We start from the raw sequence: 20,793 nt of genomic DNA, 5'->3' as shown, positions 1-20,793 counted from the left end.
CGGTCACCGACACGGCGAAGGCCGCATCCCGGGCACGGGATGCGGCCTTCTCGTCCTGTCGCGGTCGCTAGCGGCGGCGCGGATGCCGGGTCAGGGTGTAGCCGCCGACCGCCGCGAGCGCGCAGAGCACCGCGCCGCCCACGGTCCAGCCCCAGCGGCCCGACCACCAGCTGCCGTTCCAGCCGTCCTCCGGCTCGGCGACGGCCGCCGCGTGCAGCGGCGCGCCCAGCGCGCCGCCCTCGGCACGGGCCCCGCCCGCGTCCTCCGCGGTGGCCTCGACCTCCGCCTTCACCGGCAGCCCGAGGTCCCGGTCGGGGACGTCGACGACGGTGAGGCGGATGTAGTACGCGCCGGGCAGCGGGTCGTTGGCCCAGCGCTCGGACCACGGCCGCACGGTCCGCAGCGTGCAGCTCAGGGCCACCGTGGTGTCCTGCCCGGACGCCCGCACGGTCCGGTCCCCGGACGTGCACGCCTGGCGGCGGCGCAGCCCGTCGAAGACGTCGAGCTGCCAGGTGGCGGCGCCGTGCCGCGCGGAGGCCTCGGGCAGGTTCACCGTCGCCTTCACGGTCGCCCGCTGCCCGGCGCCGGCCGGGAACTGCCAGTAGAGGTAGTCACCCGTGGACGCGTCGGCCGTGGCCTTCTCGCCCTGCTCGATCGCCACCGCGGTGCGGAAGGCGGTGCCGGCCTCGGTGGGCGCCTCGTCGTCGGCCGTGGCACCCGTGGCCGAGCCCAGCAGGGCGGCGGCCGCCAGCGCGACGGCGGTCAGCACACGTGTCGTGCGTCGCATCAGTTCTCCCTCCACACCGCGAACCGCCAGCGGGCCAGCCAGCCCCACAGCAGTCCCACGAGCAGCCCGGTCACACCCAGCACGGCCAGCAGCGCCCAGCCCCGGCCGAGGCCGAACGCGGCGAGGTCGGACGGGTTGTCGGGGGCCTTCACCACATCGACGGCGAGCTCGAGGGGAAGCCCCGGGTCGCGCTTGACGGAGGCCGGCGCGGAGAAGGAGTGGGAGACCTCCAGACAGACGGTCCGGGGCTCCTTGTCGTCCTCCTTCGCCTTCCACACCGGAAGGCGGAGCCCGGACGCCATCACGTCGGTACGCCCGCTCCCGGCGTCCGAGCCGCGCACCAGCTCCTGCCCGCTCTCACCCACCGCGCGCACCAGGACCCCGTAGTCCCGGTCGACCGCGCGGTCGGCACCCACGCTCACGGAAGCGCGCAGCTCCTGGCCCGGCTTCACCGTGACGCGGTACCAGCGGTGCTCGCCGAACGTCGCCCGGTCGGTCCAGATCCCGCCGCCCACCTCGGGCGCGGTCGAGCACGCGTCGGCGCCCTTGACCGGCTTGGGCGTCTCGACGGGCGTGTCCGCCCGGCGCACGAGCTGCTTGATGCGGCCGGAGAGCTCCTTGGTGTGCCGCACGGTGGTGTACGTGCCGCCGGTGGCCTCGGCGATGCAGCTGAGCTGCTCACGGGTCTTGTCGTCCTGGGTGAGGCCGAGGGTGTCGACCGTCAGGTGCGTGCCCTTGGCGGCCAGTTCCCGCGCCACGTCGCACGGGTCGGGCATCCCGCAGGAGTCCTCGCCGTCGGTGATGAGAACGATCCGGCGCGTACCGCCGTCCGTCCCCAGGTCCTGGTCGGCGCCGCGCAGGGCGTACCCGATGGGCGTCCATCCGGTCGGCCGCAGCGTCGCCACGGCCGTCTTGGCCTCGGTCCGGTCGACCTTGCCGACGGGATAGAGCTGCTTGCTGTCCCGGCAGCCGGTCTCCTTGTCGTCGCCGGCGTAGTTGGCACCGAGGGTACGGATGCCGAGCCGGACGTTGTCCGGCACCGCGTCGATGACCTCGTTGAACGCCTGCTGAGCGGCCGCCATCCGCGACTGCCCGTCGACGTCGCGGGCCCGCATCGACCCGCTGACGTCCAGCACCAGCTCGACTTTCGGGGATTCCTTCGCTGGCCCGTCGGCGGCACCCGCCGGCGCGACGCCCCCGGCCAGGGCGGCGAGCAGGGCCAGGGCGCCCACCGCCAGCCGTTTTGTGATGATCATCCGAGGATCCTAGTGATCAGCACGTGGCGGGCCCAAATGGCCCGGTGGCGGCCGTACGATGCGGCCGCCACCGGCCGGCGACGGGCGTGGCCCGGCTTACTCCCCGCCCTCCAGGTCGCCCTCCGTCTCGAGGAAGACCTGCCGCAGGGCCTCGAGCGTCTCGGCGTCGGGCTTGGCCCACATGCCGCGGCTCTCGGCCTCCAGGAGGCGTTCGGCGATGCCGTGCAGGGCCCAGGGGTTGGCCTCCTGGAGGAAGGCGCGGTTCTCCGGGTCCAGGGCGTAGGTCTGGGCGAGCTTGTCGTACATCCAGTCGGGGACGACGCCGGTGGTGGCGTCGTAGCCGAACAAGTAGTCCACGGTCGCGGCGAGTTCGAAGGCGCCCTTGTAGCCGTGGCGGCGCATGGCCTCGATCCAGCGGGGGTTGACCACGCGGGCGCGGAAGACGCGGGAGGTCTCCTCGACCAGGGTGCGGGTGCGGATCGTCTCGGGGCGGGTGGAGTCGCCGATGTACGCGGCGGGGGCGGTGCCCTTGAGGGCCTTGACCGTGGCGACCATGCCGCCGTGGTACTGGAAGTAGTCGTCGGAGTCGGCGATGTCGTGCTCGCGGGTGTCGGTGTTCTTGGCCGCCACCGCGATGCGCTTGTAGGCCGTCTCCATGTCCTCGCGGGCCGGGCGGCCCTCGAGGCCGCGGCCGTAGGCGTAGCCGCCCCAGACGGTGTAGACCTCGGCGAGGTCGGCGTCGGTGCGCCAGTCGCGGCTGTCGATGAGCTGGAGCAGGCCCGCGCCGTACGTGCCCGGGCGGGAGCCGAAGATGCGGGTGGTGGCGCGGCGTTCGTCGCCGTGGGCGGCGAGGTCGGCCTGCGCGTGGGCACGGACGTAGTTCTGCTCGGCGGGCTCGTCGAGCGAGGCCACCAGGCGCACGGCGTCGTCGAGGAGGCCGATGACGTGCGGGAAGGCGTCACGGAAGAAGCCGCTGATGCGCAGGGTGACGTCGATGCGGGGACGGCCGAGCTCCTCGAGGGCGACGGGCTCGAGTCCCGTCACGCGCCGCGACGCCTCGTCCCACACCGGGCGGACGCCCAGCAGCGCCAGCGCCTCCGCCACGTCGTCGCCGGCCGTGCGCATGGCGCTGGTGCCCCACAGGGACAGGCCCACCGACTCGGGCCAGCCGCCCTCGTCGGTGCGGTAGCGCTCCAGCAGGGAGTCGGCGAGGGCCTGGCCGGTCTCCCAGGCGAGGCGGCTGGGGACGGCCTTGGGGTCGACGGAGTAGAAGTTGCGGCCCGTCGGCAGGACGTTGACCAGGCCGCGCAGCGGGGAGCCGGACGGGCCCGCCGGGACGAAGCCGCCCGCCAGTGCCTTGACGGCGTGGTCGAGCTCGGCCGTGGTGCCTGCCAGGCGGGGTACGACCTCGCGGGCGGCGAAGTCGAGGATCGCGGCGACCTGGTCGCCGTGTTCGGCCGGGACCGCCGACGGGTCCCAGTCCGCGTCCTCCATGGCCTGGACCAGGGCGCGGGCCTCGGCCTCGGCCTCGTCCGCGGTGGTGCGGGTGGCGGCGGACTCGTCGAGGCCGAGGGCCTCGCGCAGGCCCGGCAGGGCGGACTTGCCGCCCCAGATCTGGCGGGCGCGCAGGATCGACAGGACGAGGTTGACCCGCGCCTCGCCGGTGGGCGCGCCGCCCAGGACGTGGAGGCCGTCGCGGATCTGGGCGTCCTTGACCTCGCACAGCCAGCCGTCGACGTGCAGGAGGAAGTCGTCGAAGCCGTCGTCGTCCGGGCGCTCCTCCAGGCCCAGGTCGTGGTCGAGCCGGGCGGCCTGGATCAGGGTCCAGATCTGGGCGCGGATCGCCGGCAGCTTGGCCGGGTCCATGGCGGAGATCTGCGCGTACTCGTCGAGGTGCTGCTCCAGGCGCGTGATGTCGCCGTAGGACTCGGCGCGGGCCATCGGCGGCACGAGGTGGTCGACGAGGGTGGCGTGGGCGCGGCGCTTGGCCTGGGTGCCCTCGCCGGGGTCGTTGACGAGGAAGGGGTAGACCAGCGGCAGGTCGCCGAGGGCGGCGTCGGGGCCGCAGGCGGCGGACAGGCCGGCGTTCTTGCCGGGCAGCCACTCGAGGTTGCCGTGCTTGCCGAGGTGGACCATCGCGTCGGCGCCGAAGCCGCCGTCCTCGCGGGAGGCGGCGATCCAGCGGTAGGCGGCGAGGTAGTGGTGCGAGGGCGGCAGGTCGGGGTCGTGGTAGATGGCGATGGGGTTCTCGCCGAAGCCGCGCGGCGGCTGGATGAGGATGAGGAGGTTGCCGCGACGCAGGGCCGCGAGGACGATGTCGCCCTCGGGATTGCGGCTGCGGTCGAGGAACATCTCGCCGGGCGCCGGGCCCCAGTGCTGCTCGACGGACTCGCGCAGCTCCTGCGGCAGCTGCCCGTACCAGCGCTTGTAGTCGGCGGCCGGGATGCGGACGGGGTTGCGGGCGAGCTGCTCCTCGGTGAGCCAGTCCTGGTCGTGGCCGCCGGCCTCGATGAGGGCGTAGATGAGCTCGTCGCCGTCGCCGGACTCGAGGCCGGGCACGGCCTCGTCGCCGAAGTCGTAGCCCTCCTCGCGCAGTCGGCGCAGCAGGGCGACGGCACTGGCGGGGGTGTCGAGGCCGACGGCGTTGCCGATGCGGGAGTGCTTGGTGGGGTAGGCGGACAGGACGAGGGCGATCCGCTTGTCGGCGGCCGGGATGTGGCGCAGCCGGGCGTGGCGCACGGCGATGCCGGCGACGCGGGCGGCGCGCTCCATGTCGGCGACGTAGGCGGGCAGGCCGTCCTCGTCGACCTCCTTGAAGGAGAACGGGACGGTGATGATGCGGCCGTCGAACTCGGGCACGGCGACCTGGGTGGCGGCGTCGAGCGGCGAGAGGCCCTCGTCGTTCTCCTCCCACGCGCTGCGCGGCCCGGTCAGGCACAGCGCCTGCAGGATCGGCACGTCGAGCGCGGCGAGGGCGCCGGCGTCCCAGGACTCGTCGTCGCCGCCGGCGGAGGCCTCGGCGGGGCGGGTGCCGCCGGCGGCGAGGACGGTGGTGACGATGGCGTCGGCGCCGCGGAGCGCGTCGATCAGCTCGGCCTCGGGGGCGCGCAGCGAGGCGACGTACAGCGGCAGGGCGCGGCCTCCGGCGTCCTCGATCGCGCCGCAGAGGGCCTCGACGAAGGCGGTGTTGCCGCTCATGTGGTGCGCGCGGTAGTAGAGCACCGCGACGAGCGGGCCGCTCGCGCCGGGCTTGGGGGTGCGCTCCAGCTCGCCCCAGGCGGGGGCGGCGGCCGGCGGCTCGAAGCCGTGACCGGTGAGGAGCACGGTGTCGGAGAGGAAGCGCGCGAGCTGCTCGAGGTTGGCCGGCCCGCCGTGGGCGAGGTAGGCGTGCGCCTCGGCGGCGATGCCGACGGGGACGGTGGAGGCCTCCATCAGCTGGGCGTCCGGAGCCTGTTCGCCGGTGAGGACGACGACGGGCCGGGGGCCGGCGAGCAGCAGGTCCAGGCCCTCCTGCCAGGCGCGGAGGCCGCCGAGGAGGCGTACGACGACGAGGTCGGTGCCCTCCAGGAGCGCCGGGAGCTCGTCGAGCGCGAGCCGGGCGGGGTTGGCGAGCCGGTAGGACACCGGACCGCCGGCCGCGCGGGCGCTGAGCAGGTCGGTGTCGGAGGTCGACAGGAGAAGGATCACGCGGCGCTCCCGAGTGCGAGTGCTTCGAGGGTCGCCCGGGGTGCGCGGCACCGGAACGTGCGCATGCTGCGGCTGGCCTTCCTCGGGGTCCGCGCCCCGGGCGGTGGGAAGACGGCGGGAGTTCCTGACTCGCCCGGCATCGCTGCCGTGCTCACAGTGGCGGGACCGTGCCGGAGTCTCACCGGCTTCCTCCCCTGTCGCCGTCTCTGGCGTCCGGCGGACCCATGGCTCCGCCGATGAGCCATAGTAGCGAGCGGAACCCCGATGACCAGCGCGTGTTCCGTTCCGCGCCCCCCGCCCGCGGGCCACGTCCCGGGCCCGGGGACCGGGACGGGCGGGACCGGGGAGGGGAGCCCCTCGGTATGCTCGCCGCCATGTCCGCCTCCCCCACGCCCGGCCGCGAGAGCGGTGACCGCTGCCCCGGCGCGCTGCGGCTGCACGCCGCGGACGACGGGGCGCTGGCGCGCGTACGGCTGCCCGGCGGTTTGCTGACGTCGCATCAGGCCGAGGTGCTGGCCGGCCTCGCCGAGGAGCTGGGCGACGGCCGTCTCGACCTCACCTCGCGCGGCAACGTCCAGCTGCGCGGCCTGCCGGACGGCTGCGGAGCGGCCCTGGGCGGGCGGCTGCGCGCGGCCGGACTGCTGCCGTCGGACCGTCACGAGCGGATCCGCAACGTGGTGGCGTCGCCGCTGTGCGGGCTGGACGGGCCGGCGGGGCCGCGCGACGCGCGCGCGGATGTGGCGGATGTGGACGTGGACGTGGCTGTGGATGTGCAGGCCTGGGCGCGCGCCCTGGACGCACTCCTGTGCGCCGACCGGGCCGAGCAACAAACAGAAGCGGAAGCAGAAACAAGCGACTTGTCGGGTTTGTCGGGCCGTTTCCTCTTCGGGCTCGACGACGGCCGCGGCGACATCGCGGCCCTGGCGCCCGATGTGACGTTGATCGCAGAACGCGACGGCCGGCACGCCCTGCTGTGCTTCGGCACCACCGGCCCCGCCCTGCGCCTCGCCGTCGGCGACGCCCCGCGCGCGGCCGTCCTCGCGGCGCGCGCCTTCCTCGCGGCCGTACGTGCCGGCGGTGTCAAGGCCTGGCGCGTACGCGAACTCACCCCCGAACAACGCCCGTCCCCCGAGCGGTTGGCCGAGCGGCTCGCCGCCGCCGGGATCGCCTGCTCGCTCGTACCGCACGTCTCGCTCGTACCGCGCGTCACGCTCCCGCACGGCCCGGCGCCCCAGCTGGGCCTCGTGGAGGGCCGGGACGGGCGGTGGGCGCTGTCGCTGGCGGCGCCCCTGGGGCGGCTGACCGCCGGCCAGTGGCGCCTCCTCGCCCGTGCCGCCGGCCGGGACGGCGACGGCGAACTGCGTGTGACACCCTGGCGCGGCATCGTCGTGCCGGGTCTCACGGCCCGGGCGGCCGCCGCCCACCGCGCGGCCTTCGCCGACGCGGGCCTGGTCGTCTCCTCCGGCTCCCCCTGGCACGGGGCCGGCGCCTGCGCGGGCCGCCCCGGGTGCGCGAAGTCGCTCGCGGACGTACGGGCCGACGCGGCCGCCTGTCTCACCGGGACGCTGCCCGGCGGGGCCGGGGCCCTGCCGGTGTACTGGTCCGGGTGCGAGCGGCGCTGCGGACACCCCGGCGGCCGGTGGGTCGACGTGCTCGCCACGGACGAGGGCTACCGGCTCGCCGTGCGGGACGATGCGGCGCGACCGGCGCCGACGAGGACGGTGCCGGCGAGGCCGGTGCCGGCGCGAGAACTGGCCGACGCGGTGGCGGCGGCACGTACCACGACATGAACGAGGGCCAAGTGTTCGACTACGACAAGGACGGCGCGTCCATCTACCGCCAGTCCTTCGCCACCATCCGGGCCGAGGCCGACCTCGGCGGGCTGCCACCGGACGTCAGCAGGGTCGCCGTGCGCATGATCCACGCCTGCGGGATGACCGACCTGGTCAAGGACCTCGCGTACTCCCCCGGCGTGGTGGCCAAGGCGCGCGCGGCGCTGCTCGCCGGTGCGCCCATTCTGTGCGACGCCAACATGGTCGCCAGCGGCGTGACCCGCAAGCGGCTGCCCGCGGACAACGAGGTGCTGTGCACCCTCGCCGACCCGGCGGTGCCGGAGCTGGCGCGGCGCATGGGGACGACCCGCAGCGCCGCCGCCCTGGAGCTGTGGCGCGAGAAGCTGGACGGCGCGGTGGTCGCGGTGGGCAACGCGCCGACCGCGCTGTTCCGCCTGCTGGAGATGGTGGCGGAGGGCGCGCCCCGCCCGGCGGCCGTGCTCGGCATCCCGGTCGGCTTCATCGGCGCCGCCGAGTCCAAGGACGCGCTGGCCGACAGCCCGCTGGGGCTGGAGTACCTGGTGGTGCGGGGGCGGCGGGGCGGCAGCGCCATGGCCGCGGCCGCGATCAACGCGATAGCGAGCGAGGAAGAGTGAGCGAGCAGCATCCGCAGACGACGGGCCGGCTGTACGGGGTGGGGCTCGGGCCCGGCGATCCGTCGCTGATGACCCTGCGGGCCGTCGAGGTCATCGCCGCGGCCGACGTCGTCGCCTACCACAGCGCCCGGCACGGCCGCAGCATCGCGCGCTCGATCGCCGAACGCCACCTGCGCCCGGACCACATCGAGGAGCGGCTGGTCTACCCGGTCACCACCGAGACCACCGACCACCCCGGCGGCTACCGCGCCGCGATGGAGGAGTTCTACGAGGAGGCCGCGGCCCGGCTGGCCGCGCACCTGGACGCCGGGCGGACGGTGGCCGTCCTCGCCGAGGGCGATCCGCTCTTCTACAGCTCGTACATGCACATGCACAAGCGGCTCTCCCACCGCTACCCCACGGAGGTCGTGCCCGGGGTCACCTCGGTGAGCGCCGCGGCCGCCCGCCTCGGCGAACCGCTGGTGGAGGCCGAGGAGGTGCTGACGATCCTGCCGGGCACCCTGCCCGAAGAGGAGCTGGCCGCACGTCTGGCCTCGACCGACTCGGCGGTCGTGATGAAGCTCGGCCGCACGTTCCCGGCGGTGCGGGGCGCGCTGGAGCGGGCGGGCCGGCTGCAGGAGGCGCGGTACGTCGAGCGCGCCACGATGAGCGGGGAGCGCACGGGCCGGCTGGCGGACGTCGACCCGGAGTCGGTGCCGTACTTCTCGGTGGCGGTGCTGCCGAGCCGCATCGGCACCGAGCCGGCGCCGGCGGCCTCCGGCGAGGTCGTGGTCGTCGGGCTCGGCCCGGCGGGGCCGCTGTGGCTGACCCCGGAGGCGCGCGGCGCGCTGGCGGCGGCGCAGGACGTCGTCGGCTACAGCACGTACGTGGACCGGGTGCCCGTGCGCCCCGGCCAGCGCCGCCACGCCTCCGACAACAAGGTGGAGTCCGAGCGCGCCGAGTTCGCCCTCGACCTCGCCCGCCAGGGCCGCCGGGTCGCTGTGGTCTCCTCGGGCGACCCGGGCGTCTTCGCCATGGCCACGGCCGTCCTGGAGGTCGCCTCCGAGGACCCCTACCGCGAGATCCCGGTGCGCGTGGTCCCCGGCATGACGGCCGCCCACGCGGCCGCCGCCCGGGCGGGCGCCCCGCTGGGCCACGACTACGCCGTCGTCTCCCTCTCCGACCGCCTCAAGCCCTGGGAGGTCATCGCCGAGCGGCTGCGCGCGGCGGCGGCCGCGGACCTGGTGCTCGCCCTCTACAACCCCGGCTCCCGCTCCCGCATCTGGCAGGTCGGCAAGGCCCGCGACCTCCTCCTCGAGCACCGCGCCCCGGACACCCCCGTGGTCCTGGCCCGCGACGTGGGCGGCCCCGAGGAGTCCGTACGCATCGTCCGCCTCGGCGAACTCGACCCCGAGCAGGTCGACATGCGCACGCTGCTGATCATCGGCTCCACGCAGACGCGGGCGGTACGACGGGGTGCGGACGGCGCCGAGGAGATCGCCTGGACGCCCCGGCGGTACCCGGAGCGCTGACGCGCGGTGTCCTCGTTCGCCGGGCGGGCCGGTGTCGGCCCGCCCGGCGAACCGGGGGCTGCGATTGGCGGTTCGGGTTCCGGATCGGGGCCCCGGTTACGGGAGGGGCGGGGCCGGGGTCAGAGGCTCTTCAGCCACGCCACGGCTTCCTCCGGGCCCGGGACCACCGGCACGCCGTCGGGGGCCGGGGGCCGGCGGACCACCACCACCGGGATTCCCGCCTCCCGCGCGGCCGCCAGCTTGGCCGACGTCGCCGCCGCGCCGCTGTCCTTCGTGACGAGGACGTCGATCCGGTGATCGCGCAGCAGGTCGCGCTCGCCCTCGACCGTGAACGGGCCGCGGTCCAGCAGTACCTCCATGCGCGGTGGCACCGGGGGTTCCGGCGCGTCCACGGAGCGGGTCAGGAACCACATATCCTCGAGGTGCGCGAAGGCCGCCAGGCCCATCCGGCCCGTGGTCAGGAAGACGCGCTCCCCCAGCGCGGGCAGCGCGTCGGCCGCCTCGGCCAGCGAGCCCACCGGGTGCCAGTCGTCGCCCGGGCCCGCGACCCAGCCGGGCCTGCGGACGGCCAGCAGGGGAACATGAGCGGCGGCGGCAGCACGTGCCGCGTTGAAACTGATCGTGCCGGCGAAAGGATGGGTGGCGTCGATGAGCGCGTCCACCTGCTGCTCGCGCAGCCACCGGGCGAGGCCCTCAGGGCCCCCGAACCCCCCGATGCGCACCTCGCCCGCCGGGAGCCGCGGCCGGGCGACCCGGCCGGCGAGGGAGCTGGTGACCCGCAGTGCGGGATCGGCCGCCAGCCCGGCCGCGAGGTGCCGTGCCTCGGTCGTGCCGCCCAGGATGAGGACGTGGCGCTCGGCGCCGCTCACGATGTGCTGCCTTTCTGCCGGTGGCCGGTCGGCCAAGCCTACGGGCGGGGGCCGCCGTGGCTGACGCCGAGGCCGCCGGCGGGCGCACCGCCCAGCTGCGGCACACCGGGATGCGGCACGGCTGGACCACGGGCGCCTGCGCGACCGCCGCCACCACGGCCGCCTACACCGCGCTGCTGACCGGCGAGTTCCCCGACCCCGTGACGATCACGCTGCCCAAGGGGCAGACGCCGGCCTTCGCGCTGGCCGCGGAGGAGAAGAGTGCCGGGCGGGCCATGGCCGCCATCGTCAAGGACGCCGGCGACGACCCGGACGTCACGCACGGCGCGCTGATCCGCGCCACGGTACGGATCCTTCCCTCCGGCTCCGGCGTGGTCTTCCGGGCCGGCCCCGGGGTGGGCACCGTCACGCGGCCGGGGCTGCCGCTGGACGTCGGCGAGCCCGCGATCAACCCGGTGCCGCGCCAGATGATGCGCGACCACGTGGCCGAGGTCGCCGCCCGGCACGGCGGCACCGGCGACGTCGAGATCGAGGTGTCGGTCGACCACGGCGAGGAGATCGCCCGCTCCACCTGGAACCCGCGCCTGGGCATCCTCGGCGGCATCTCCATCCTGGGCACGACCGGCATCGTGGTTCCCTACTCCTGCTCGGCGTGGATCGACAGCATCCGGCGCGGCGTGGACGTCGCCCGGGCGGCCGGCCGCCGCCACGTCGCGGGCTGTACGGGCTCGACGTCCGAGAAGGTCGCGGTCGCCGTGCACGGGCTGCCCGAGGACGCGCTGCTGGACATGGGGGACTTCGCGGGGGCCGTGCTCAAGTACATCCGCCGGCACCCGGTGGACCGGCTCACCATCGCCGGCGGTTTCGCCAAGCTCTCCAAGCTGGCGGCCGGCCACCTCGACCTGCACTCGGCCCGCTCCCAGGTGGACAAGGCGTTCCTCGCCTCCCTGGCCCGCCGGGGCGGGGGCGACGACGGCCTGGCCGCCGCCGTCACCGACGCCAACACGGGCCTGGAGGCCCTGCGCCTGTGCGAGGCGGCGGGCGTCCCGCTCGGCGATCTCGTCGCCGCCACCGCCCGGGACGAGGCCCTGGCGGTGCTGCGCGGGGCGCCCGTCGCGGTCGACGTCATCTGCATCGACCGCGCGGGCGTGATCGTGGGCCGCGCGGACCCTCGGGGGCGGTGACGGCCCCTGCCGGTACCGGTGAGCCGTAGGGGGCGCCCCCTACGGCTCACCGGTCGGTGGTCCTTACCGGCTCACCGGGCCGAGAGAGGCCCGGGCCGCCGTCGGCGCCGTCGTGCCGCAGAACGCCCCCTCGAAGACCTTCTCGAACGGCGCGCTCTGCTGGAGCCAGTCACCGTTGATGTTGAAGGAGAGCGCGGTGCCGCCGTCGCGGGTCGTGGCGGCCCCTGACAGGGACCCCCAGACGACGCCGTCGTGGCCCCATACGGTCGTCCCGCAGGACAGGTTGCGCGACATGATGCCCAGGCCGTAGCCGAAGTGCTGGCCGGTCTCCACGGTCGTGAGCATCTCGTTCAACTGCCCGGCCGGAAGGACCCGGCCCTGCATCAGGGCGGCGTAGAAACGGTTGAGATCGGCGGAGGTGCTGACGATCTCGCCCGTGGCGCCGGACCAGGACGGGCGGTAGTAGGTGGCGTCGTAGATCTCCTTCACGGGGGTGGAGAAGAAGAGCTTCGAGTAGCCGACCGGGTGCGCGCCCGGAAGCGCCGGGTCGGTGCCGGGGAAACGGGTCTCCGTCAGGCCCAGCGGCTTGACGATGCGGCGGTCGATCTCGCTCGCGTAGGAGTTCCCGGTGACCTTCTCGATGACCATGCCGGCCAGGACGAAGCCGGTGTTCGAGTAGCTCCAGCCCTTGCCGGGCTCGAAGTCGGGCCCCTGGGCGAGCCCGATGGCCACGATGTCCCGCGGCGTCATGACGTCGTAACGGTGCCGGTAGAAACCGGAGCCGTTCATCGTCGTGTCCCACTCCTCGGTCGACACCATGTCGTGAATGCCGCTGGTGTGGTTGAGGAGCTGACGGACCGTGATCTTGTTTCCGTCGTAACCGTTGCCCTGGACGACACCGGGAAGCCAGCGCTCGACCGAGTCGTCGAGGCGCAGCCTGCCCTCGGACTCCAGCTGCAGCAGCGTGGTGGCGACGAAGGTCTTCGTGATGCTGCCGGCCCGGAAGTGGTCGGCAGAGGTGCGCCGTTGCTTGGTATAGGTGTCCGCGTACCCGGACTTGCCGAACCAACTTCCGGCCGGCGTACGGATCTCGGCACCCACACCCGGCATCCCGGCGGCGACGAGGCCGTCGAGGGCCTGCTGCGTCGCGGTACGGGAAGCCGTTTCCCCCGCCGGCGTCGCGGCCGAGGCCGAACCCGCAGCGAGGACACCGCCGGCGACGGCCAACGCCGCCGTTAACGCGACAATCCTGCCACGCATCCGCGATGTGTACTTCGACATGAACATCCCCTTAGGAAATGTGCGGCCCTGGCCCTGCCACGGCTACATGATCTTCCGAGGAAACCCTCACGACAAGAGGTCGGCGGCATGACCAGGCACACACCCAAAGGCTGTTTGCCGCCCTAATTCCGCACTGTGCGCCCGCAGTTGTCCCGGTCTCGCGTCGTCGAGTACAGGAAGCTGTCGGGGAACTGCCCGGCGGCCAGCGTGCGGCCGACGAGGATCACCGCGGTGCGGACGACGCCCGCCGCCCGCACCTGATCCGCGATATCGGCGAGGGTGCCGCGCAGGACGATCTCGTCGGGACGGCTGGCCATCGCGACGACGGCGGCCGGGCAGTCGGGGCCGTAGTGCGGGAGGAGTTCGGCGACGACGCGGTCGGCGTGGCGGGCGGCCAGGTGGAGCACGATCAGGGCGCCGCTGCGGCCGAGGGTGGCCAGGTCCTCGCCGGGGGGCATGGGGGTGGCCCGCTGGGCGACGCGGGTGAGGATGACGGTCTGGCCGACGGTCGGCACGGTCAGCTCGCGGCCGAGGGCGGCGGCCGCGGCGGCGAAGGCGGGGACGCCGGGCACGATCTCGTACGGGATGCCGTGCGCGTCCAGGCGGCGCATCTGCTCGGCCACGGCGCTGTAGACGGAGGGATCGCCGGAGTGCAGGCGGGCGACGTCCTGGCCGGCTTCGTGGGCCCGGACGAACTCGGCGGTGATCTCGTCGAGGTTCAGGTGGGCGGTGTCGACGAGGCGGGCGTCCGGCGGGCACTCGGCGAGGAGTTCGTCCGGTACGAGGCTGCCGGCGTACAGGCAGACGCCGCAGCGGGCGAGGGTGCGGGCGCCGCGGACCGTGATGAGGTCGGCGGCGCCGGGGCCGGCGCCGATGAAGTACACGGTCATGCGGTCTCCTTGGGATCGGTGCGTTTCGTGGGGCGGGGCCGGGGCGGGACGGGCCCTTCTGGGGACTGGAATATTTACGGCCCCTGTCAGCCGGTTCGGTTACCCGGCAGGCAGCCGCAAATATCCCTTACGTCCCCTGCCAGGGCCCATCCCACCCCGGCCCCTCCCGTCGTTTGTCGGCAATCGCCCCTCCCCCCAGTTTGTGGGCAATCGTCCCGCAGGGCTGGGGGCACCTCCCAGCGGTAGCTGGGGGAGGGTGGGCACAAACCCGCCCACCGGGCCGCACCGTCACGGCTTGATCACCGACCACTGCGTCACCGGCATGGCCTGCCGCCACCCCGTGAAGCCCCCTACGGGCACGGCGTGCGCGACCGCAAGGCGGGTCAGGTCGCCCCCGTGGCGGCGGTACCAGTCCGTCAGCAACGCCTCGGATTCGAGGGTGACGGTGTTGGCGACCAGCCGGCCGCCCGCCGGCAGCGCATCCCAGCAAGCGGCCAGCAGGCCCGGCGCCGTCAGGCCGCCCCCGATGAAGACGGCGTCAGGAGTGGGCAGGCCCGCCAGGGCCTCCGGCGCCCGGCCGGTGACCACCCGCAGCCCCGGCGCCCCCAGGGCACCCGCGTTGCGCGTGATGCGCTCAGAACGCACCGCGTCGCGTTCGACGGCCACGGCCCGGCACGAGCGGTGGGCGCGCATCCATTCGATGCCGATGGAGCCGGAGCCGCCGCCCACGTCCCACAGCAGTTCGCCGGGGGCGGGGGCGAGGGCGGCGAGGGTCGCCGCACGTACGTGGCGCTTCGTCAGCTGGCCGTCGTGTTCGAAGGCGTCGTCGGGCAGGCCGGGGGTGAGGGGGATGCGGAGTGCGTCCGGGGCGCGGTGGCAGGTGACCGCGATGACGTTGAGGGCGTCGCCCGGCGGGTGCGGCCAGTCGTCGGCGGTGCCGTCGAGGCGGCGTTCGCGGTCGCCGCCCAGCTGTTCCAGCACGGTCATCCGGCTCGGCCCGTAGCCGAGCCGGCGCAGCAGGCCGGCGACCTCGGCGGGCGTTTCCGCTCCGGCGCTGAGCACGAGGAGGCGGCGGCCGTCGTGCGCCGCGGCCGTGAGCGTCGCCAGGGGGCGGCCGACGAGGCTGATCACGTCGGTGTCGTGCAGGGGCCAGCCCAGGCGGGCGCAGGCGTACGAGACGGCGGAGGGGTGCGGCAGGACGCGCAGCCGGTCGGCGCCGAGGACGTCGGCGAGGGTGCGGCCGATGCCGTAGAACATGGGGTCGCCGCTGGCCAGGACGCACACGCGGCGGCCCGCGTGCGCGGCGAGCAGGCCAGGGACGGCGGGGCGCAGCGGGGACGGCCAGGCGACGCGCTCGGCCGGGCAGTCGGGGGGCAGCAGGTCGAGCTGGCGCGGGCCGCCGATGATCACCTCGGCGTGGCGCAGCGCCTCCCGGGAGCCGGGGGCGAGACCGGGCCAGCCGTCGGCGCCGATGCCTACGACCGTCACGGGGGCAGGGCTCACGGGGCGTACCTCGGAATTCGCGGCGTACTGGGGGCACCGGAACTCTACTGACCTGCGGAGACGGCACCACTCCGGGGACCTTGTTGCATATGCTGTGCAATTACTAGAGGAAGGCAGGAGGCGCGCTCGTGAGGCGTTCACCGGTGGTGCTGGGTATCGAGTCGTCCTGCGACGAGACCGGCGCGGGGCTGGTCCGGGACGGGAAACTGCTGGGCCACGCGGTGGCGTCGAGCATGGACGAGCACGCGCGGTACGGCGGTGTCGTGCCGGAGATCGCGGCGCGGGCCCATGTGCACGCCGCCGCCCCCGTCGTCCGGGCAGCGCTCGCGGACGCGGGGCTGGAGATGGGTGACATCGGCGCGGTGGCGGTGACCACCGGTCCTGGTCTGTCCGGTGCGCTGCAGGTGGGGGTCGCGGCGGCGAAGGGGGTCGCGTACGCGCTGGGCGTGCCTCTTTATGGCGTGCACCATCTGGCCGGGCACGTGGCCGCCGACACCCTCGAGCACGGGCCGCTGCCGAATCCCTGCATGGTGCTGATCGTCTCCGGCGGGCACACCTCGCTGCTGCTCGTGCGGGACCTCGCCCGTGATCCGATCCTCCATCTCGGGGACACCCTCGACGACGCGGCCGGTGAGTGCTTCGACAAGGTGGCGCGGGTCTTCGGCCTCCCCTATCCCGGTGGTCCGGCGGTCGACCGGGCGGCGCGGGAGGGGGATGCGAGGGCGGTGGCCTTTCCCCGGCCGCTGACCGGGCCGCGCGACGACCCCTACGCGTTCTCGTTCTCGGGGCTGAAGACGGCCGCCGCGCGCTGGGCCGAGGGCCATCGCGCCGCCGGGCGGCCCCTGCCCGTCGCGGACGGGGCCGCCTCGCTGCAGGAGGCCGTGGCCGATGTGCTGACCCGCAAGGCCGTCGGCGCGTGCGTGGAGCACGGCGTGGGCACCCTGGTCGTGGTCGGTGGCGTGGCCGCGAACTCGCGGGTGCGGGCGCTGGCGCGGGAGCGCTGCGATGCTGCGGGCATCGAGCTGCGCGTCCCGCCGCTGCGGCTGTGCACCGACAACGGCGCGATGATCGCCGCCGTCGGCGACCTGCTGGTGCGCGCGGGCGCCGAGCCCGCGCCGCTCGATGTGTCCATCGACCCGTCAGCTCCCCTGGAGTACGCGGCCCTGCACCCCGTGACCCGCGTCGTCCGCGCCGCCTGATTCGATCCGGAGCCCCTTGTGCGTACCGCCGACATCCGCAGCCGCTTCCTCGACTTCTTCGCCGCGCGCGGCCACACCGTGGTGCCCAGCGCGCCGCTGCCGACACCCGACCCGACGCTGCTGTTCGTCAACGCGGGCATGGTCCCCTTCAAGCCGTACCTGACGGGCGAGGCGTCCCCGCCGTGGCCGCGGGCGACGAGCGTGCAGAAGTGCGTGCGGACCCTGGACATCGAGGAGGTCGGCCGTACGACGCGGCACGGCTCGTTCTTCCAGATGAACGGCAATTTCTCGTTCGGGGACTACTTCAAGGAGGAGGCCATCGCCTTCGCCTGGGAGTTGTCCGTCTCCGCTGTCGAGGACGGTGGGTACGGGCTCGATCCCGACCGGATCTGGGCCACCGTCCATCACTCCGACGACGAGGCCGCCGAACTGTGGCGGCGCATCGCCGGGCTGCCCGAGGAGCGGATCGTGCGCCGGGGCGACGAGGACAACTTCTGGTCGATGGGCGTTCCGGGACCCTGCGGCCCGTGCTCGGAGCTGTACTACGACCGGGGGCCCGCGCTCGGCCGCGCGGGCGGCCCGGCCGTGGACGAGGACCGGTACATGGAGTTCTGGAACCTGGTCTTCATGCAGTACGAGCGGGGCGAGGGCGCCGGGAAGTCCGGCTATCCGATCCTCGGGGAGCTGCCCCGGCGCAACATCGACACCGGCATGGGCCTGGAGCGCATGGCCACGCTGCTGCAAGGTGTCGACAACCTCTACGAGATCGACGAGACCCGGCCCGTGCTGGACCGGGCCGCCGAGCTGACCGGCGTGCGGTACGGCGCCGACCACCAGGCGGACGTGCGGCTGCGGGTGGTGGCCGACCACGTGCGGACCGCCCTGATGCTGCTCGCCGACGGCACCGCGCCCGGCAACGAGGGCCGTGGGTACGTGCTGCGCCGCATCCTGCGCAGGGCCGTGCGCTCGGTGCGGCTGCTGGGGTACCAGGACCCGGCCCTGCCGGAGCTGCTGCCGGCCGCCCGGGACTGCATGCGGCACAGCTACGCGGCGGTGGCCGAGGAGTTCGGCCGCATCTCCCAGCAGGCGTACGCCGAGGAGGACGCCTTCCGCTCCACGCTGCGGCAGGGGACGACCGTGCTGGACACGGCGGTCGCGGACGTCAAGGCGCGCGGCGGTCACCTGCTGCCGGGCAAGCAGGCGTTCCTGCTGCACGACACCTACGGCTTCCCCATCGACCTGACGCTGGAGATGGCCGAGGAGCAGGGCGTCGAGGTCGACCGCGAGGGCTTCACCGCGCTGATGACCGAGCAGCGGGAGCGGGCCCGCGCGGACGCCCGGGCCCGTAAGTCGGGCGCGCTGGACACCTCCGCGCTGCGGGAGGTGCTCGGCGCCCACGGGCCGACGGACTGGCGGGCGTACGACGCGCTGGAGACGGAATCGCGGGTGCTGGCCCTGCTGGGCCCGGCCGGCCCGGTGACGTCCGTACGCACCGGCGAGATCGCCACCGCCGTGCTGGACCGCACGCCCTTCTACGCCGAGTCGGGCGGCCAGGACAGCGACGCGGGCGCGCTGACCGGCGCGTCGGTGGAGGCCGAGGTGCTGGACGTGCAGCGGCCCCTGCCCGGGCTGGTGATCCATCAGGTGCGGGTGACGGCTGGCGAGTTGGGTGTGGGGGATGCCGTACGGGCGGCCGTCGACCCGGAGTGGCGGCTGGGCGCCCGGCAGGCGCACTCGGGCACCCATGTGCTGCACGCCGCGCTGCGGCAGGTGCTCGGCCCGACGGCCCTGCAGGCCGGTTCGTACAACCGGCCCGGCTATCTGCGGCTGGACTTCCCCTGGCGGGGCGCGCTCGGCCCGGCCGCGCGCGGCGAGGTCGAGGAGGCGGCGAACCGGGCGCTGCGGCGGGACCTGCCGGTGGAGGTGCGGTGGATGTCACTGCCCGAGGCCAGGGAGCTGGGCGCGCTGGCGCTGTTCGGCGAGACGTACGGCGAGCGGGTGCGGGTGGTCGAGATCGGCGGGGCGTGGTCGCGCGAGCTGTGCGGCGGCACGCACGTCGAGCACGCGGCGCAGGTGGGCGTGGTGGCGCTGACGGCGGAGTCGTCGGTGGGGGCCGGGATGCGGCGGCTGGAGGCCGCGACCGGCTTCGAGGGCTTCGGCTACCTGGCCCGCGAGCGCGACCTGGTCTCGCGGCTGGCGGAGCAGCTGCAGGCGCCGCGCGCGGGGCTGCCGGAGCGGGTGGCCGGCCTGCTGGAGCGGCTGAAGGCCGCCGACCAGCTGGCGGAGGAGCTGCGCGGGCGGGCGGCGCTGGCCCGGGCCGCGGAGCTGGCCGCCGCGGCGACGGACGTGGGCGGCACGCGGGTGGTGACGGCGACCACGGACGCGGACGCGCGCGCCCTGGCGCTGGCCGTGCGTGACCGTCTGCCGGATTCCCGGCCGGGCGTGGCGGCGATCGGGGCGCCGTCCGGCGACAAGGCGGTCGTGACGGTCGCCCTGAACGGGGCCGCCGTCGCGGCGGGCCTTTCGGCCGCCGCGCTGGTGAAGTCCCTGCTGGGCGGCCGAGGCGGCGGCACGGCCGAGGTGGCCCAGGGCGGCGGGCTCGCGGCGGAGGCGCTTCCGGCGACGCTGGACGCCGTGCGGGGGCTCCTCCCCTGACCGCTGATCCCGGACGGGCCGGTTCCGGCCCGTCCGGGGCGGGTGCCTACCAGTTCGACTTGCGGTAGTCCTTCAGGAAGCAGCCGAAGAGGTCCTCGCCCTGCTCGCCACGGACGATCGGGTCGTAGACCCGTGCCGCGCCGTCCACCAGGTCGAGCGGGGCGTGGAAGCCCTCGGCGGCCAGGCGGACCTTGTCCGGGTGCGGGCGCTCGTCGGTGATCCAGCCGGTGTCGACCGCCGTCATCAGAATGCCGTCGCTCTCCAGCATCTCCTGGGCGCTGGTGCGGGTGAGCATGTTCAGGGCGGCCTTGGCCATGTTGGTGTGCGGGTGGCCGGCGCCCTTGTAGCCGCGGCTGAAGACGCCCTCCATGGCGGAGACGTTCACCACGTACGTGCGGCGGGCGGCGGCCGCCGCCATGGCCGGGCGGAGCCGGCTGATCAGGATGAACGGCGCCGTGGAGTTGCACAGCTGGACCTCGAGGAGCTCGACCGGGTCGACCTCGGAGACGGTCTGGATCCAGCTGTTGGTGGAGTCCAGGTCCGGGACGAGGCCGCCCGCGTCGATCGCGGTGCCCGCCTCGATGCGGGCCAGGGAGGCCGAGCCTCCGACGAGCGCCAGGTCGGTGACGTCCTGCGCCGTCAGACCGTCGCCCTCGCGGCGGGGGGCCGGCAGCGCGGCGACGGAGTCCACCGCACCGCTGCCGAAGGTGCCGATCACCTGGGCTGCGGGCAGCTCGCCGGCGGGCAGCGGCGCGGACTCGGCCGCGACGAGCTCGCTGTAGGCGCGCGGGGAGCGGCGCACCGTCTGGGCGGCGTTGTTGATCAGGATGTCCAGCGGGCCCTCGGCGGCGACGGAGTCGGCGAGGGCGACCACCTGCGCCGGGTCGCGCAGGTCGATGCCGACGACCTTGAGGCGGTGGATCCACTCGTCGCTGTCCGGCATCGCCTTGAAGCGGCGGATGGCGTCGTTGGGGAACCGCGTGGTGATGGTGGTGTGGGCGCCGTCACGCAGCAGTCGCAGGGCGATGTACATGCCGATCTTGGCCCGGCCGCCGGTGAGCAGCGCGCGCCGCCCGGTGAGGTCAGTGCGGGCGTCGCGGCGGGCCCGGTTCTCGGCCGCGCAGTCCTGGCACAGCTGGTGGTAGAAGGCGTCGACCTCGACGTAGCGGGTCTTGCAGATGTAGCAGGACCGGGGGCGCTGCAGGATGCCCGCGATCTCGCCGGCGACCGAGGAGCTGGGCAGGATGCCCTGCGTCTCGTCGTCGATGCGCTCGGCGGAGCCGGTGGCGGTGGCCTCGGTGACCTGCTTGTCGTGGGCGGTCTTGGCCGCGCGGCGCTCCTGGCGGCGGCGCTGCTTCACCGTCCGGTAGATCCCGGCGGTGGCGCGCCGGACCGCGATCGCGTCGGGGTGGTCGACCGGGAGCCGGTCGAGTTCCTCGAGGACGCTCAGGCAGATCGCCATGCGTTCCGGGGCTATGCCCGGGGTGTCCGTGTCCGACGGGTGGCCTGCACCGTCGCGGTTCTCTTCAGTGACGGTCATGAC

Annotated in this window: 14 protein-coding genes and 1 riboswitch; of the genes, 6 read left to right on the top strand and 8 right to left on the bottom strand. The window is 74.6% G+C overall.

Annotation, left to right across the window (positions count from 1 at the left end; translation table 11 throughout):
* Nucleotides 1-67 precede the first annotated feature (67 nt).
* The 3 genes from IE295_RS03125 to cobN all read right to left on the bottom strand — a co-directional run bounded on the left by IE295_RS03125 (nt 68) and on the right by cobN (nt 5,730).
* Nucleotides 68-787, bottom strand: coding sequence for a hypothetical protein (locus IE295_RS03125; protein WP_190061832.1), 720 nt, complete (start codon nt 785-787; stop codon nt 68-70).
* Nucleotides 787-2,043: a VWA domain-containing protein gene (locus IE295_RS03120; RefSeq protein WP_190061831.1), complete on the bottom strand. Its 1,257-nt coding sequence runs from the start codon at nt 2,041-2,043 to the stop codon at nt 787-789. The genes IE295_RS03125 and IE295_RS03120 overlap by 1 nt, the downstream gene beginning before the upstream one ends.
* 96 nt (nt 2,044-2,139) lie before the next feature.
* Nucleotides 2,140-5,730, bottom strand: a complete 3,591-nt coding sequence (gene cobN, locus IE295_RS03115; protein WP_190061830.1) for a cobaltochelatase subunit CobN — start codon at nt 5,728-5,730, stop codon at nt 2,140-2,142.
* A gap of 118 nt (nt 5,731-5,848) precedes the next feature.
* A riboswitch (cobalamin riboswitch) is annotated at nt 5,849-5,922 on the bottom strand.
* 182 nt (nt 5,923-6,104) lie between these two features.
* On the opposite strand from cobN, the gene IE295_RS03110 reads away from it, so the two are divergent.
* Genes IE295_RS03110 through IE295_RS03100 form a run of 3 tightly spaced genes read left to right on the top strand, consistent with a single transcriptional unit; the run spans nt 6,105 to nt 9,669 of the window.
* Nucleotides 6,105-7,520: a ferredoxin-like domain-containing protein gene (locus tag IE295_RS03110; protein ID WP_224323216.1), complete on the top strand. Its 1,416-nt coding sequence runs from the start codon at nt 6,105-6,107 to the stop codon at nt 7,518-7,520.
* On the top strand, nt 7,517-8,158 hold the full coding sequence (locus tag IE295_RS03105) for a precorrin-8X methylmutase (RefSeq protein WP_190061828.1): 642 nt from the start codon (nt 7,517-7,519) through the stop codon (nt 8,156-8,158). The genes IE295_RS03110 and IE295_RS03105 overlap by 4 nt, the downstream gene beginning before the upstream one ends.
* Entirely contained in the window at nt 8,155-9,669 is a 1,515-nt protein-coding gene (locus IE295_RS03100; protein ID WP_190061827.1) for a precorrin-2 C(20)-methyltransferase, read from the top strand. The genes IE295_RS03105 and IE295_RS03100 overlap by 4 nt, the downstream gene beginning before the upstream one ends.
* A 119-nt stretch (nt 9,670-9,788) precedes the next feature.
* Here the strand turns inward: IE295_RS03100 and IE295_RS03095 are convergent, their stop codons facing one another.
* The gene (locus tag IE295_RS03095) at nt 9,789-10,541 is read right to left on the bottom strand and encodes a cobalt-precorrin-6A reductase (RefSeq protein ID WP_190062380.1); all 753 of its coding nucleotides are present in this window, start codon (nt 10,539-10,541) and stop codon (nt 9,789-9,791) included.
* A 107-nt stretch (nt 10,542-10,648) separates the two neighbouring features.
* Between IE295_RS03095 and IE295_RS03090 the strand changes: the two genes are divergently transcribed.
* Nucleotides 10,649-11,722 (top strand): cobalt-precorrin-5B (C(1))-methyltransferase, encoded by a 1,074-nt coding sequence (locus tag IE295_RS03090; protein WP_190062379.1) that lies wholly within the window; start codon nt 10,649-10,651, stop codon nt 11,720-11,722.
* Nucleotides 11,723-11,785: 63 nt separating this feature from the next.
* Here the strand turns inward: IE295_RS03090 and IE295_RS03085 are convergent, their stop codons facing one another.
* The 3 genes from IE295_RS03085 to cbiE form a co-directional block, all read right to left on the bottom strand.
* Nucleotides 11,786-12,982, bottom strand: coding sequence for a serine hydrolase domain-containing protein (locus IE295_RS03085; RefSeq protein WP_224323214.1), 1,197 nt, complete (start codon nt 12,980-12,982; stop codon nt 11,786-11,788).
* Between the two features lie 143 nt (nt 12,983-13,125).
* On the bottom strand, nt 13,126-13,893 hold the full coding sequence (cobM, locus tag IE295_RS03080; protein ID WP_190061825.1) for a precorrin-4 C(11)-methyltransferase: 768 nt from the start codon (nt 13,891-13,893) through the stop codon (nt 13,126-13,128).
* Between the two features lie 288 nt (nt 13,894-14,181).
* Nucleotides 14,182-15,396 carry a precorrin-6y C5,15-methyltransferase (decarboxylating) subunit CbiE gene (gene cbiE, locus IE295_RS03075; RefSeq protein ID WP_190061824.1) on the bottom strand — a complete coding sequence of 405 codons (1,215 nt, stop codon included), beginning with the start codon at nt 15,394-15,396 and terminating at the stop codon, nt 14,182-14,184.
* A gap of 143 nt (nt 15,397-15,539) precedes the next feature.
* Between cbiE and tsaD the strand changes: the two genes are divergently transcribed.
* Together tsaD and alaS are read left to right on the top strand one after the other, a co-directional pair.
* Nucleotides 15,540-16,595 carry a tRNA (adenosine(37)-N6)-threonylcarbamoyltransferase complex transferase subunit TsaD gene (gene tsaD / locus IE295_RS03070; RefSeq protein ID WP_190062378.1) on the top strand — a complete coding sequence of 352 codons (1,056 nt, stop codon included), beginning with the start codon at nt 15,540-15,542 and terminating at the stop codon, nt 16,593-16,595.
* An 18-nt stretch (nt 16,596-16,613) separates the two neighbouring features.
* A complete protein-coding gene (alaS, locus tag IE295_RS03065) occupies nt 16,614-19,250 on the top strand; it encodes an alanine--tRNA ligase (protein ID WP_190061823.1) in 2,637 nt (878 codons plus the stop codon).
* Nucleotides 19,251-19,296: 46 nt separating this feature from the next.
* Here alaS and IE295_RS03060 read toward each other — a convergent pair whose 3' ends face one another.
* A complete protein-coding gene (locus IE295_RS03060; RefSeq protein WP_190061822.1) occupies nt 19,297-20,790 on the bottom strand; it encodes an SDR family NAD(P)-dependent oxidoreductase in 1,494 nt (497 codons plus the stop codon).
* Nucleotides 20,791-20,793 lie beyond the last annotated feature (3 nt).

Source organism: Streptomyces griseocarneus, from assembly GCF_014655595.1.
In the GTDB taxonomy this organism is placed as follows: domain Bacteria; phylum Actinomycetota; class Actinomycetes; order Streptomycetales; family Streptomycetaceae; genus Streptomyces; species Streptomyces griseocarneus.
Note: the sequence above shows the minus strand (reverse complement) of the source record. Positions and strands in the feature narration are given on the sequence as shown.